The following is a 13083-nucleotide window of genomic DNA, read 5'->3' as shown; positions in this document are numbered from 1 at the left end:
TGGCGCGGGAGGGCGGCGGCCTGACCGGGCGTCAGCCGAGCGTCAGGAAACCGCGCTGCGCAGCCCCTGAAGGTCGATGTGCTCCGTCTCGTCGTGCGCCGTCAGGTCGATCACCTGACCGATGCCGACCCCGCGCGACTCCTCGTCCGCGGGCTTGAACTGCGCCTCGGACTCCGCCTTGTGCAGCGCGAGCGCCTCCTGCCCGACGACGTCGGCGAGATCCTCGTTCTGCACGGACTCCAGCGAGGCCGACGCCGTCTCCTTCTGCGTACCGAAGAAGTCGAAACCGCCCTCGACGGCGGGCCTGCGCAGGGGGGCGGTCGTCGGTACGACGGCCACCGCGGTCGGCACGGTGTAGTGCCCGGTGCCGCGCACGGGCTTGGCGGGCTTGGCCTCGGCGGGAGTTGCGGCGGCTCTCGTGTGTCCACGGGCCGCCTCGGACTTCCCCTTCGCCTCGTCCTCCTGCACGGCCTCCGCCTTGTCGACGGCGGGGCCGTCGGATGCCTCGGAGGAGGCCACTGCGACGTCAGCGGGTATCTCCGCGTCGGCCGGGGCCGGTTCGGCCTTCGTACGGGTCTCGCCGTCGAACCTGGCCAGCGCCGCCCGCGCCCGCAGGAAGAGCGAGGAACCCTCCGGGGAGAAGACCGCCGGGGTCTCCTCGTCGGCCTCGTCGTCCGTGTCGGCCGCTTCAGCCGCGTCAGCCGTGTCGCCCGAGGTCTGCGCGCCGACCGCGCCCAACGCCGCCGAGACGCCGGCCGCCGCCGCGTCCAGCGCGGCAGCGTCGGAGTCCAGCACCTCGGCCTCGTCAGCCTCGTCGACGTCGTCCGCCGAACCGCCGGACCCGGCCGGCAGCGCCCGCGCCGAACCCGTACCCGCAGCCGCCTTCACGTCCACGTCCACGTCGACATCGACGTCCGTGTCCGCGTCCGAGTCCTGGGCCGGTACCGCGGCCTCAAGCTCCAGCAGTCGCCGGCCCTCCAGCGCGCTGGCCCGCTCGGTCTCCGCCGTGGCGTACCGCCGCAGCAGCGCCGCGTGCTCGTTGCGCAGTCCCTGCAGCTCGGCCCGCTTCGCGCGCAGCTTCTGCTCCAGCTTGACGCGCAGCTCGCGGGACTCCTCCAGGTCGGTCTCCAACTCGGCGGCCCGCTCCTCGTGCCGCCAGTCGTCGCTCGCCCGCGCGCGCGTGAGGTCGGCGACCTGTTTGCCCGCCTCCATGTCCCAGCGGCGCATGACCGCAGCGCCCACGACCGTGATCGCCGCGGCGAACGCGGCGATCACCCGGAGGACGCCGGTATCCGTGAACACCCATGGCCCCAGGGCGCAGACGAGCGAGACGCCCGCGATCGCCGCTGGAGGCAGCAGCCGGTGCAGAGGTGGTGAATGGCGGTGACGTCCACGTGGCATGGCCAGAAACTTACCGCGCGTAGGCGAATCTTGGTGCCCCGCCCGGTAAAAACACAGTCGCCCCAGACCCTTCACAGGGCAGACGGCCCTTGGCATCGGACCTCTGTACGCCCCTTTCGCTCACGTCCGCGGCGTCAACGGTCCGTCAGCCGCTGACTCAGCCACTCCAGCGAGCCGGGGATCTCCCGCCGCCAGGTGTTGAAGTTGTGGCCGCCGCTCTCCAGGACGATCGTCGAGATCCGCGTCGGGGCCTTCGTCTTCACGAGGTCCACGAACCGCATCGTCGGGCCGTAGTTGGCCTCTCCGTGTCTGCTGGTGGTGACCAGCAGGGAGACGTCCGGCGGCGGCATGTGCCTGATGTACCACTCCAGGTCGGCGTGGCGCTTCAGCTTCCTGTCGCCCTGGAAGAGGTCTCCCGTGGTGGCGTCGATCGGCGCCTTGTAGGAGGGCGACAGCCCCACCGCGGCCGTGTACGCGCGCGGGTGGTGCATCGCGAGCTTCAGCGCGCAGTAGCCGCCCGTCGAGTCGCCGATGATGCCCCAGCTGCCGGGCCTCGACCCGACCCGGTAGTGGCCGGCGACGGCCATTGGCAGGTCCTGGGCGAAGAACGTCTCCGTCTGCGGCCCGTTCGGCACGTCCACGCACTCGGTGTCCCGGGGCGGCGCCACGGTCGGCCGCAGCATCACCAGGATCATCGGCTGCGCCCTGCCCTCACGCGCCAACCCGTGCGCCGTGTCCGGGTAGTTGAGCTTCGTGACCAGGGCCTGCGCGGTCCCTGGATAGCCGGTGAGCACGACCACGACCGGAAAGGTGCGCTTCGCGTACTGCGGCTGGAAGTACTCCGGTGGCAGATAGACGTACGCCGGAGAGGTGATCCCCGTCTTCTTGCCGACGACGCCGATCTTCTGGATCTGGCCGCCGACCCTGGGCAGATGACCGCCCGGCACACTCACCGACTGGGTGGACAGCACCTGGAAGCCGCCGTGCGCCCCGCCACTCTGGTCGACGACCACACCCTGGTCGGTCTCCTTGCCCAGGAGGTCGGCCCAGGAGGCGTAGAAGCCGAAGCTCTGGTTGACGGCCAGACCGACCGAGGCGAACACCGCGACCTGCGTGGCCAGCAGCAGTAGCGTCCGGCCGCCGACGGCCCGCCAGTTGCGGCGCGCCAGCCGGGGCCAGAACGCGATCGTGCCGATGAACAACAGGGCGGCGGCCAGGATCGCCAGCGCCAGCACTGTCCTGCTCGTGAGACCCATGACTGCTGTTGCCCGCTCTCTCCCCCGGCGCCGGCCGCTGCCCGCACGTTCCTTCACAGCGGCTTGCCCCGGACTTTGGGTGTCCTTTGAAACGGCTTTCCACTGGGGAGTGAACCTGTCCCCCCGAGACACCGTCCTAGAGGGCGCAATGTCGCCGGATGCCGGATTGGCTCCGGATTCCAGGTCTCTCGCAGAACTACGGGATGCGATGTCTGTCAGGACAGATGGTGAAATGTCGACCGGGGTTCCGGGACGATCAAGCCGAGTACGGCGCGTACTGCGCGGCCCGCGTCCCGAGGCCGTCCCCGCGTGGGTCGCCCGGGCCTGTGCGCTCGTGGGGCTGGTCGACATCGCCGCCGAGGTGTTCCCGCGCTTCCGGCACAGCCGGATGCACGCGATCGCGGAGGTGCTGCCCGGCGCGCTCGGCCCGTTCGCCGCCGCGCTCTCGCTCAGCACCGGCGTCCTCCTGCTGCTCCTCGCGCACGGCCTGCGTCGCCGCAAGCGCCGGGCCTGGCGCGCCGCCGTGGCCCTGCTGCCGGCCGGCGCCGTCGCCCAGTTCGCCTACCGGCACTCGATCGTCGGGCTCGTCATCTCCGTACTCCTGCTGGTGATGCTGCTGCGCCACCGCACCGAGTTCGAGGCCCTGCCCGACCCGCGCAGCCGCTGGCGCGCGCTCACCAACTTCGTGCTGATGAGCGCCGGTTCGCTCGCGCTCGGGCTGGTCATAGTGAGCGCCCACGGCGACCGCATGTACGGCGACCCGAGCCTCGCCGACCGCATCACCCACGTCCTGTACGGCCTGTTCGGCTTCGAGGGACCCGTCGACTACGACGGGCCCACCTCCTGGACCGTCGGCTACTCGCTCGGCGCCCTGGGCCTGCTGACCGCGATCACGACGATCTACTTCGCCTTCCGCCCCGAACACCCGGCCGCACACCTCACCCAGGAGGACGAGGACCGGCTGCGCGTCCTCCTCGACAAGCACGGCCGCCGCGACTCCCTCGGCCACTTCGCGCTGCGCCGCGACAAGGCGGTCGTCTTCTCCCCCAGCGGCAAGGCGGCGGTGACCTACCGCGTCGTCTCCGGTGTGATGCTGGCGAGCGGCGACCCGATCGGCGACGTCGAGGCCTGGCCGGGCGCCATCGAACGCTTCATGGACGAGGCCAAGGCCCACTCCTGGACCCCCGCGGTCATGGGCTGCTCGGAGACCGGGGGCGAGGTCTGGACCCGCGAGACCGGCCTCGACGCCCTCGAACTGGGCGACGAGGCGGTGGTGGACGTCGCGGATTTCTCCCTCTCCGGGCGCGCGATGCGCAACGTGCGCCAGATGGTCAAGCGCATCGAACGCGCGGGCTACGAAACCCGGGTACGGCGCATCCGTGACCTCGGGGAGAACGAGCTGGAGCGGATCAGGCTCGCCGCGGAGGACTGGCGCGGCACCGACACCGAGCGCGGCTTCTCCATGGCACTGGGCCGCATCGGCGACCCGGGAGACGGCGACTGCCTGATCGCCACCGCCCACAAGACCGACGAGCAGCCCGGCCCGTACGGCGATCTGAAGGCGATCCTGCACTTCGTGCCGTGGGGCACCGACGGCGTCTCCCTGGACCTGATGCGACGCGACCGCTCGGCCGACCCCGGCATGAACGAACTGCTCATCGTGGCCGCCCTGGAGGCCGCCCCCCGCCTCGGCGTCGCCCGCGTCTCGCTCAACTTCGCCATGTTCCGCTCGGCCCTGGCCCGCGGCGAGAAGATCGGCGCCGGCCCGGTACTGCGCGCCTGGCGCGGTCTCCTGGTGTTCCTGTCCCGCTGGTTCCAGATCGAGTCCCTGTACAAGTTCAACGCGAAGTTCCGCCCCCGCTGGGAACCCCGCTTCGTGGTCTACCGCGCCTCCGGCGACCTCCCCCGCATCGGCCTGGCCGCGATGCAGGCAGAGGGCTTCGTGACACTGGCCCTCCCCCGCCTCCTCCGCCGCCGCACGTCGGCCCGCCGCCCGTGCGCCCACGGGGCGGCGGAGAGAGGCACGGTGCGCGCGGCATAGCGCACCGCCACAGACAGGCCCGAGCGGCGCCCCCGCCCCCCTCCAGCCCAGGGGGCGCCGCTCGGGCCACGGCCCGACGAACCCTTTCCGACCGGATCGGGTCGCTTCGCGGCGGAGTAAAGGCCGCATTCCGGCCACGCCGAGGCCGCGTTCCGACGGAGCCGAGGCCGCGTGACGGCCCCGCGCCGAGGTTGTTCCTCAACCGGACCGAGGAGGCTCCCAGCCGAGCCAAGAGAGCATTCCGGCCGACCCGAGGCAGTTCCTCAACCGAGCCGAGAAGGCTCCCGGCGGAGCCAAGGCTGTTTCCCGACCGGTCCGAGGTTGCTTTCCGACCGAGCCGAGATGCATTTCGACCGAGCCGATCGACGGACCGAGACGGGTGGGTGGGTGGGAAACAAAGGCCCAAGCCACACCGCACCCGCACCGACAAGAACCGCCCCACCGCCGGGGGCCTACGCTGAACGCATGAACAACCACAGCGGACGTGGCCGCGTCGCCGGCCTCCCGGCCTGGGACCGCTGCGCGGTCATGGGCGTCGTGAACGTGACCCCGGACTCCTTCTCCGACGGTGGCCGCTGGTTCGACACGACCAACGCCGTCAAACACGGCCTCGACCTGGTCACCGAGGGCGCCGACCTGGTGGACGTCGGCGGCGAGTCCACCCGCCCCGGCGCCACCCGCGTCGACGAGGCCGAGGAACTCAAGCGCGTCGTCCCCGTGGTCCGCGGCCTCGCCGCCGAGGGCGTCACCGTCTCTGTCGACACCATGCGCGCCTCGGTCGCCGAGCAGGCGCTCGCGGCGGGCGCGGTCCTCGTGAACGACGTCAGCGGCGGCCTCGCGGACCCCGCGATGGTCCCGGTCGTCGCGAACGCGGGCGCCCCCTTCGTCGTCATGCACTGGCGCGGCTTCCTGGAGGGCGGCAACATCAAGGGCGTGTACGCGGACGTCGTCTCCGAGGTCGTCGACGAGCTGCACGCGCGCGTGGACGCCGTACTCGCCGGCGGTGTCGCCCCCGACCGGATCGTCGTGGACCCGGGTCTCGGCTTCTCCAAGGGCGCCGATCACGACCTGGCCCTCCTGGCCCACCTCGACCGCCTGCACGGCCTGGGCCACCCCCTCCTGGTCGCCGCGTCCCGCAAACGGTTCCTGGGCCGCGTACTGGCCGGCCCCGAGGGCGCCCCGCCGCCCGCGCGGGAGCGCGACGCCGCCACCGCCGCCGTCTCCGCGCTCGCCGCCCACCAGGGCGCCTGGGCGGTCCGCGTCCACGAGGTCCGCGCGACCGCCGACGCCGTACGGGTCGCCCGCGCGGTGGAGTGGGCCCGCGACACGGAAGCCGTCCGCAGCACAGAGGGAGCCCGGTGAGCGCGCCCCACACCGACGTCGAACAGGTCGAACTCGCCAACACCGCCTTCTACGAGGCGCTGGAACGGGGCGACTTCGACGAGGTGTCCTCGCTCTGGCTCACCCCCGCCGACCTGGGCGTCGACGAGGAGTACCACGACCCGGCGGAGACCGGCGTGGTCTCCTGCGTGCACCCCGGCTGGCCGGTGCTGACCGGACGCGGCGAGGTGCTCCGCTCGTACGCGCTGATCATGGCGAACACCGAGTACATCCAGTTCTTCCTGACCGACGTGCACGTCTCCGTGACCGGCGACACCGCCCTGGTGACCTGCACCGAGAACATCCTCAGCGGCGGCCCGGCCCCCGAGGACAGCGACGAGCTGGGTCCGCTGGTCGGCCAGCTCGTCGTCGCCACCAACCTGTTCCGCCGTACGCCCGTCGGCTGGAAGCTCTGGTCGCACCACGCCTCCCCGGTCCTCGCCGAGAACGACGAGGACGAGGCCGACGACACACCCTCCTGAGCCGAACGTGGCCGAAGCCGGCCGAACGTGGTTGGAATCACGAACACGGGGTAAGTGCGGCTACCAGCCCGTGAGCAGCCGTGTTCCCACGGGGAAACACCCGATGAACCCTCTGGACCAGCACGTGGACGGGCCCCTCACGGGGCGGGCACTGTCAGTGCCCGCGGGTAGATTCGGAAGTGGCCGCCGGGCCGGGAGCACCCCGGTCCGAAGCGGTCGCCAACGACGATTGCAGGAGTGATTCGCGTGGATCGTGTCGCGCTGCGCGGCCTGAGGGCCCGTGGACACCACGGTGTGTTCCCGCAGGAGCGGGAAGAGGGCCAGACCTTCGTCGTGGACCTCTCCCTCGGCCTGGACACCCGGCCGGCCGCGGCCGACGACGACCTGGCGAAGACCGTGCACTACGGCATCGTGGCGGAGGAGGTCGTGGCCGTCGTCGAGGGCGAGCCCGTCGATCTCATCGAGACGCTCGCCGAACGCATCGCGCAGGTCTGTCTGAAGCACCAGGGGGTCCAGGAGGTCGAGGTGTGCGTCCACAAACCGGACGCGCCGATCACGGTCCCCTTCGACGACGTGACCATCACCATCACCCGGAGCCGAGTATGACCGCCTCGTTCACCGAGAGTCACAGCGACCCGACCGTCCAGCCGGTGCCCGCCTCCGTCGTCCAGCAGGTCGACGCCGCCGACACCACCCTGCACAACCCGCAGCGCGCCGTGATCTCCCTGGGCTCGAACCTCGGCAACCGCCTGGAGACCCTCCAGGGGGCCATCGACGCCCTGGAGGACACCCCGGGCGTCCGCGTCAAAGCGGTCTCCCCCGTCTACGAGACGGAGCCGTGGGGCGTCCCGGCGGGCAGCCAGCCGTCGTACTTCAACGCGGTGGTCGTCCTGAAGACGACGCTCCCCCCGTCCTCGCTCCTGGAGCGCGCCCACGCCGTCGAGGAGGCCTTCCACCGCGTCCGCGAGGAACGCTGGGGCCCACGCACGATCGACGTCGACATCGTCGCGTACGCCGACGAGGTCTCCGACGACCCCACCCTCACCCTCCCCCACCCGCGCGCCCACGAGCGGGCGTTCGTCCTCGCCCCCTGGCACGACGTGGACCCCGAGGCCCAGCTGCCCGGCCGCGGCCCGGTGGCGGCCCTCCTGGAGACCGTCGCCCTGGACGGCGTCGCGCCCCGCGCCGACCTGGAACTCCAGCTGCCGGAATAGCCGTTAAGGTCATGATGGCCACAGGTCGGTGGTCCGGTCCGGGGAGCTGAAGGGGCACCGTGAGAGAGCTGCACGTCAAGATGCTGGCCGGCGTGTTCGCGGTCGCCGGAGTGCTCTCCTGGGCGGGCGCCCGGCTGTGGAACTCGGTGGGGACACTCCCCAGCGTCCCGCTGGCTGCCCCCGTCGTCCTCGCCCTGATCGCCGCGGTCCTGCTGGCCACGGCCCTCTCCCTCCGCGCCCGCCTCAAGGCCCAGCGCGACCGCCGCCCCGGCGCCAAGGGCGTCGACCCCCTGATGGCCGCCCGCGCGGTCGTCTTCGGCCAGGCCAGCGCCCTGGTGGCCGCCCTGGTCGCCGGCATGTACGGCGGCACGGGCGTCTTCCTCCTGGAGTCCCTGGACATCCCCGCCCGCCGCGACCAGGCCATCTACGCCGGCTTCTCGGTCCTCGCAGGCATCGCGGTAATAGCGGCAGCCTTCTTCCTGGAACGAGTCTGCAAACTCCCGGAGGACGACGACAACAACGCGGGCACGGCGCCCGCAGCGTAAACAGGCCTGCCAAGGAGCGCCCCACAGGGGCGCGGGGAACTGCGCGACAAGCCACGACGGCCCCGCAGTCGAAGTACTCAGCGAGCCATGATCAAGCTCATCGCCTCGTTACGGGTGGCCGGATCCCGCAACTGCCCCCGCACAGCCGAAGTGATCGTCTTCGCCCCCGGCTTCCGAACCCCCCGCATGGACATGCACATGTGCTCGCACTCGACGACGACGATCACCCCACGCGGCTCCAGAATCTCCATCAGGGAGTCGGCTACCTGCGTGGTGAGTCGTTCCTGCACCTGCGGTCGACGGGCGTAGACGTCCACCAGCCGGGCCAGCTTCGACAACCCGGTGATCTTCCCGTCCGTGGACGGGATGTAGCCGACGTGGGCAACTCCAACAAATGGCACCAGGTGATGCTCACAGGAGCTCAAGACCTCGATGTCCTTCACCAGCACCATCTCGTCGTGCCCCAGGTCGAACGTCGTCGTCAGCACGTCCTCGGGCCGCTGCCACAGCCCCGCGAATATCTCCCGGTACGCCCGCGCCACCCGCCCCGGCGTCTCCCTCAGGCCCTCGCGGTCCGGGTCCTCGCCCACCGCGATCAGCAGTTCGCGTACGGCGTTCTCCGCCCGCTTCTCGTCGAACACGCCAATCGTGCCTTCGCCGTCCAGCGTCACGGGATCGGTCATCTGGTGCCTCGTTCCTGTCCCTGTCACGCGTGTGGACCACGCGTCGCACGTGCGGACATACCGAAATGCCGCGTCCCCCAGGCTAGAACCTGAGGGACACGGCATCCATTCCGGGCCCACTGAGCGGGAGGGTGCAGGAGAGCCGGGATCAGCTCTCCGTGCGGTCCTCCGACACCGGTTCCGTCACGGGGACGGACTCGGTGGCTCCGGCCTTGGTGGTGATCGCCGGCGCCGAGCCGTTCGTCCCGTTCGTCAGCGACAGCTCCTTGGGGGAGAGCACCGGCGGGCGGGTGGACGGCGTACGGCGGGAGGAGCCGGTCCACGCGGGGCGGGCCGGGCGCTTGATGATGGGAGCGAAGACCTCGGCGATCTGCTCCTTGCTCAGCGTCTCCTTCTCCAGCAGTTCGAGCACCAGGGCGTCGAGGACGTCGCGGTTCTCGACCAGGATCTCCCAGGCCTCGTTGTGCGCGTTCTCGATGAGCTTCTTGACCTCTTCGTCGACGAGCGCGGCGACCTCTTCCGAGTAGTCGCGCGGGTGCGACATCTCCCGGCCCAGGAAGGGCTCGGTGTTGTCGCCGCCGAACTTGATCGCGCCGAGGCGCTCGGTCATGCCGTACTGCGTGACCATCGCGCGGGCCGTCGCCGTGGCCTTCTCGATGTCGTTCGCGGCGCCGGTGGTCGGGTCGTGGAAGACCAGCTCCTCCGCCGCGCGGCCACCCAGCATGTACGCCAGCTGGTCCAGCATCTCGTTGCGCGTGGTCGAGTACTTGTCCTCGTCCGGCAGGACCATCGTGTAGCCCAGAGCACGGCCTCGGGAGAGGATCGTGATCTTGTGGACCGGGTCGGAGTTCGGGGAGGCCGCCGCGACCAGGGCGTGGCCGCCCTCGTGGTACGCGGTGATCTTCTTTTCCTTCTCCGACATGATCCGGGTCCGCTTCTGCGGGCCCGCCACGACGCGGTCGATGGCCTCGTCGAGCGACGCGTTGTCGACCAGCTTCTTGTCGCTGCGGGCGGTGAGCAGCGCGGCCTCGTTGAGGACGTTGCTCAGGTCCGCGCCGGTGAAGCCCGGCGTGCGACGGGCGACCGCCGACAGATCGACGTCCGGCGCGACCGGCTTGCCCTTCTGGTGAACCTTGAGGATCTCCAGACGGCCCAGCATGTCCGGACGGTCGACCGCGATCTGGCGGTCGAAACGGCCGGGCCGCAGCAGCGCCGGGTCGAGGATGTCCGGACGGTTGGTGGCTGCGATGAGAATCACACCACCCTTGACGTCGAAGCCGTCCATCTCGACGAGCAGCTGGTTGAGCGTCTGCTCGCGCTCGTCGTGACCGCCGCCGAGGCCGGCGCCGCGATGGCGGCCGACCGCGTCGATCTCGTCGACGAAGACGATCGCCGGGGCGTTCGCCTTGGCCTGCTCGAAGAGGTCACGGACCCGGGAGGCACCGACACCGACGAACATCTCGACGAAGTCGGAACCCGAGATCGAGTAGAACGGAACGCCCGCCTCGCCCGCGACAGCACGCGCGAGCAGCGTCTTGCCCGTACCGGGAGGCCCGTAGAGGAGCACACCCTTGGGGATCTTGGCGCCGACGGCCTGGAACTTGGCCGGCTCCTGGAGGAACTCCTTGATCTCGTGCAGTTCCTCGACGGCCTCGTCCGCGCCCGCGACGTCCGCGAACGTCGTCTTCGGGGTGTCCTTGGTGATGAGCTTGGCCTTGGACTTCCCGAAGTTCATGACCCGGGAGCCGCCGCCCTGCATCTGGTTCATCAGGAACAGGAACACGACGACGATGAGGACGAAGGGGAGCAGCGACAGCAGAATGCCCACGAACGCGTTCTGCTTGGTCGGGGAGACCGTGTAGCCGTCCGGAATCTGCTTGTTCTGGTACTTGTCCTGGAGAGTGTTCGCCAGGTTGACGCCCTGGTCGCCGATGTAGCTCGCCTGGATCTTCGAGCTGCCCTCGACCTTTTGGCCGTCCTTGAGCTGGACCTTGATGACCTGCTCGTCACCGGTGGTGATCTTGGCCTGCTCGACCTTGTTGTCGTTGATCGCCTGGACGACCTGGCCTGTGTCCACCGTCTTGTAGCCGCCGGACGAGCCGACGACCTGCATCAACACGACCACGGCAAGGACGGCCAGCACGATCCACATGACCGGCCCACGGAAGTATCGCTTCACGTCCATCCATACGGAGCGGTGCCGCCCCGTCCCTCCTGCCATAGTGAGTTTGACAAAGACTGTTCTAAAGACTGCTCTTCGGACGGTACCCCAGCTTTGTCACCCGAAGGCGCACGGGCGAGCTGGCAATCACGTCCACGCAAGCTCCAACGGCGCGGAACCCGCCGGGGTTCCCGGACGTCCCGCAGGACTGGCCCTTTGGCTCAGCGACCGCCGGACCCGGCGCCGTGTCAGCCGCCGTAGACGTGAGGCGCGAGCGTACCGACGAACGGAAGGTTGCGGTACTTCTCCGCGTAGTCGAGGCCGTAGCCGATCACGAACTCGTTCGGGATGTCGAAGCCGACCCACTCCACGTCGATGGCGACCTTCGCGGCCTCCGGCTTGCGCAGCAGGGTGCAGATCTTCAGCGACTCGGGCTCGCGGGAGCCGAGGTTGGAGATCAGCCAGGACAGGGTCAGCCCGGAGTCGATGATGTCCTCGACGATGAGGACGTGCTTGCCCTTGATGTCGGTGTCGAGGTCCTTGAGGATCCGCACCACACCGGAGGACTGGGTGCCCGCGCCGTACGACGACACGGCCATCCAGTCCATGGTGAGGGGGGTGGACAGCGCCCGGGCCAGGTCGGCCATGACCATCACGGCGCCCTTGAGGACACCGACGATCAACAGGTCCTTGCCCGCGTACTCCGCGTCGATCTTCGCGGCCAGCTCGACGAGCTTCGCGTCGATCTCTTCCTTGGTGATGAGCACCGACTTGAGGTCGGCACCCATGTCTTTCGCGTCCACCCGCATCACTTTCGGTCGTCCCACCTGCTCCCGGCCCCTCTCGGAAGGGGGGTGGGATTCAGCCTTGCCGAATCACCAGTCTGCCACCCTGCCGCTGGGCGACGACCCGGCCGGGGAGATTGATGGCTCCCTGACCGCGCCAACCGGTGATCAGTCGGTCGACTTCCTCGATGTGGCGGGCGAACAGCGAACCGGCCGGAGCGCCCGCCTCGATGGCGGCGCTGCGCAGGATGCGGCGGCGTACGGCGGGCGGCAGGGCGTACAGCTTGGCGCACTCCAGCAGGCCCGCCGCGTCCCGTACGGAGGCCTCGGCCTGGCGGGCCCAGGTGTCGAGGGCGTCGGCGTCGTCGCGGGAGAGCTGGGCCGTACGGGCGAGGGCCTCGACGACACCCTTGCCGAGGGCTTTCTCCAGGGCGGGCAGGCCCTCGTGGCGCAGCCGGGACCGGGTGTACGCCGGGTCGGCGTTGTGCGGGTCGTCCCAGACCGGGAGGGACTGGACCATGCACGCCTTGCGGGCGGTCTGCCGGTCGAGCTGCAGGAAGGGGCGGCGGTAGCGGCCGGGGGCGCCCGGGCCGCCGGAGACCGCCGCCATTCCGGACAGGGAGCGGATGCCGGAGCCGCGGGCGAGGCCGAGGAGGACGGTTTCGGCCTGGTCGTCGCGGGTGTGGCCGAGGAGGACGGCGGTGGCGCCGTGGCGTTCGGCGGCGCCGTCCAGGGCGGCGTACCGGGCGTCGCGGGCGGCGGCCTCGGGGCCGCCCTCACGGCCGACGGTGACGGCGATCGACTCGACCGGGGCGAGACCGAGTTCGGTCAGGCGCAGGACGACCTCGTCGGCGCGGAGGTCGGAGCCGGGCTGCAGGCCGTGGTCGACGGTGACACCCCCGGCGCGCAGGCCGAGTTTGGGCGCTTCGAACGCGAGAGCGGAGGCGAGCGCCATGGAGTCGGCGCCGCCGGAGCACGCCACGAGGACGAGCGGGGAGGACTCGCCGGGGGTGGTGGGGCCGGGGAGGAGCGCGGCGTGCGGAGTGTGCGGGGTGTGGTGCCCGCTGAGGATGTCGTGGAGGGCGCGGCGAACCGCCAGGCGTATCGCCGCGACCGCAGGATGGGGACCCATGTC

Annotated in this window: 12 protein-coding genes; 6 read left to right on the top strand and 6 right to left on the bottom strand. The window is 70.6% G+C overall.

What is annotated here, in order from left to right; translation table 11 throughout:
* Window positions 1–42: 42 nt before the first annotated feature.
* Window positions 43–1401 (bottom strand): hypothetical protein, encoded by a 1359-nt coding sequence (locus tag ACWDR4_RS18140; RefSeq protein WP_450409569.1) that lies wholly within the window; start codon window positions 1399–1401, stop codon window positions 43–45.
* Between the two features lie 134 nt (window positions 1402–1535).
* On the bottom strand, window positions 1536–2657 hold the full coding sequence (locus ACWDR4_RS18135; protein ID WP_450409567.1) for an alpha/beta hydrolase: 1122 nt from the start codon (window positions 2655–2657) through the stop codon (window positions 1536–1538).
* A 232-nt stretch (window positions 2658–2889) separates the two neighbouring features.
* Here ACWDR4_RS18135 and ACWDR4_RS18130 point away from each other — a divergent pair, with 232 nt between their 5' ends.
* The 6 genes from ACWDR4_RS18130 to ACWDR4_RS18105 all read left to right on the top strand — a co-directional run bounded on the left by ACWDR4_RS18130 (window position 2890) and on the right by ACWDR4_RS18105 (window position 8319).
* Window positions 2890–4698 (top strand): phosphatidylglycerol lysyltransferase domain-containing protein, encoded by a 1809-nt coding sequence (locus ACWDR4_RS18130; RefSeq protein ID WP_450409565.1) that lies wholly within the window; start codon window positions 2890–2892, stop codon window positions 4696–4698.
* A gap of 465 nt (window positions 4699–5163) precedes the next feature.
* Complete coding sequence (gene folP, locus ACWDR4_RS18125) at window positions 5164–6060, top strand: dihydropteroate synthase (RefSeq protein WP_450409563.1); 897 nt, start codon at window positions 5164–5166, stop codon at window positions 6058–6060.
* Window positions 6057–6560 carry a nuclear transport factor 2 family protein gene (locus ACWDR4_RS18120; RefSeq protein WP_450409562.1) on the top strand — a complete coding sequence of 168 codons (504 nt, stop codon included), beginning with the start codon at window positions 6057–6059 and terminating at the stop codon, window positions 6558–6560. The genes folP and ACWDR4_RS18120 overlap by 4 nt, the downstream gene beginning before the upstream one ends.
* A gap of 246 nt (window positions 6561–6806) precedes the next feature.
* Window positions 6807–7166, top strand: a complete 360-nt coding sequence (gene folB, locus ACWDR4_RS18115) for a dihydroneopterin aldolase (protein WP_189150548.1) — start codon at window positions 6807–6809, stop codon at window positions 7164–7166.
* Entirely contained in the window at window positions 7163–7774 is a 612-nt protein-coding gene (gene folK / locus ACWDR4_RS18110; protein WP_450409560.1) for a 2-amino-4-hydroxy-6-hydroxymethyldihydropteridine diphosphokinase, read from the top strand. The genes folB and folK overlap by 4 nt, the downstream gene beginning before the upstream one ends.
* Window positions 7775–7854: 80 nt before the next feature.
* Window positions 7855–8319 carry a DUF3180 domain-containing protein gene (locus ACWDR4_RS18105; protein WP_450409602.1) on the top strand — a complete coding sequence of 155 codons (465 nt, stop codon included), beginning with the start codon at window positions 7855–7857 and terminating at the stop codon, window positions 8317–8319.
* A gap of 77 nt (window positions 8320–8396) precedes the next feature.
* Here ACWDR4_RS18105 and folE read toward each other — a convergent pair whose 3' ends face one another.
* From folE to tilS, 4 genes are all read right to left on the bottom strand, one after another.
* Entirely contained in the window at window positions 8397–9002 is a 606-nt protein-coding gene (folE, locus tag ACWDR4_RS18100; protein ID WP_450409559.1) for a GTP cyclohydrolase I FolE, read from the bottom strand.
* A 148-nt stretch (window positions 9003–9150) separates the two neighbouring features.
* Window positions 9151–11187: an ATP-dependent zinc metalloprotease FtsH gene (ftsH, locus tag ACWDR4_RS18095; RefSeq protein ID WP_450409557.1), complete on the bottom strand. Its 2037-nt coding sequence runs from the start codon at window positions 11185–11187 to the stop codon at window positions 9151–9153.
* 224 nt (window positions 11188–11411) lie between these two features.
* A complete protein-coding gene (gene hpt, locus ACWDR4_RS18090; protein ID WP_044471976.1) occupies window positions 11412–11972 on the bottom strand; it encodes a hypoxanthine phosphoribosyltransferase in 561 nt (186 codons plus the stop codon).
* Between the two features lie 52 nt (window positions 11973–12024).
* Complete coding sequence (tilS, locus tag ACWDR4_RS18085; protein ID WP_450409555.1) at window positions 12025–13080, bottom strand: tRNA lysidine(34) synthetase TilS; 1056 nt, start codon at window positions 13078–13080, stop codon at window positions 12025–12027.
* Window positions 13081–13083: the final 3 nt, after the last annotated feature.

The organism is Streptomyces sp. NPDC000878, assembly GCF_053599695.1.
The sequence above is the reverse complement of the archived record's forward strand: the minus strand, read 5'-3'. Positions and strand labels throughout refer to the sequence as shown.

What these genes read in the sequence shown, in the direction of transcription:
- hpt (WP_044471976.1), bottom strand. Translation starts at nt 11,972, where the DNA reads ATGCGGGTGGACGCGAAAGACATGGGTGCCGACCTCAAGTCGGTGCTC.
- folP (WP_450409563.1), top strand. Translation starts at nt 5,164, where the DNA reads ATGAACAACCACAGCGGACGTGGCCGCGTCGCCGGCCTCCCGGCCTGG.
- folK (WP_450409560.1), top strand. Translation starts at nt 7,163, where the DNA reads ATGACCGCCTCGTTCACCGAGAGTCACAGCGACCCGACCGTCCAGCCG.
- ftsH (WP_450409557.1), bottom strand. Translation starts at nt 11,187, where the DNA reads ATGGACGTGAAGCGATACTTCCGTGGGCCGGTCATGTGGATCGTGCTG.
- ACWDR4_RS18140 (WP_450409569.1), bottom strand. Translation starts at nt 1,401, where the DNA reads ATGCCACGTGGACGTCACCGCCATTCACCACCTCTGCACCGGCTGCTG.
- tilS (WP_450409555.1), bottom strand. Translation starts at nt 13,080, where the DNA reads ATGGGTCCCCATCCTGCGGTCGCGGCGATACGCCTGGCGGTTCGCCGC.
- folE (WP_450409559.1), bottom strand. Translation starts at nt 9,002, where the DNA reads ATGACCGATCCCGTGACGCTGGACGGCGAAGGCACGATTGGCGTGTTC.
- ACWDR4_RS18135 (WP_450409567.1), bottom strand. Translation starts at nt 2,657, where the DNA reads ATGGGTCTCACGAGCAGGACAGTGCTGGCGCTGGCGATCCTGGCCGCC.
- ACWDR4_RS18105 (WP_450409602.1), top strand. Translation starts at nt 7,855, where the DNA reads ATGCTGGCCGGCGTGTTCGCGGTCGCCGGAGTGCTCTCCTGGGCGGGC.
- ACWDR4_RS18130 (WP_450409565.1), top strand. Translation starts at nt 2,890, where the DNA reads ATGTCGACCGGGGTTCCGGGACGATCAAGCCGAGTACGGCGCGTACTG.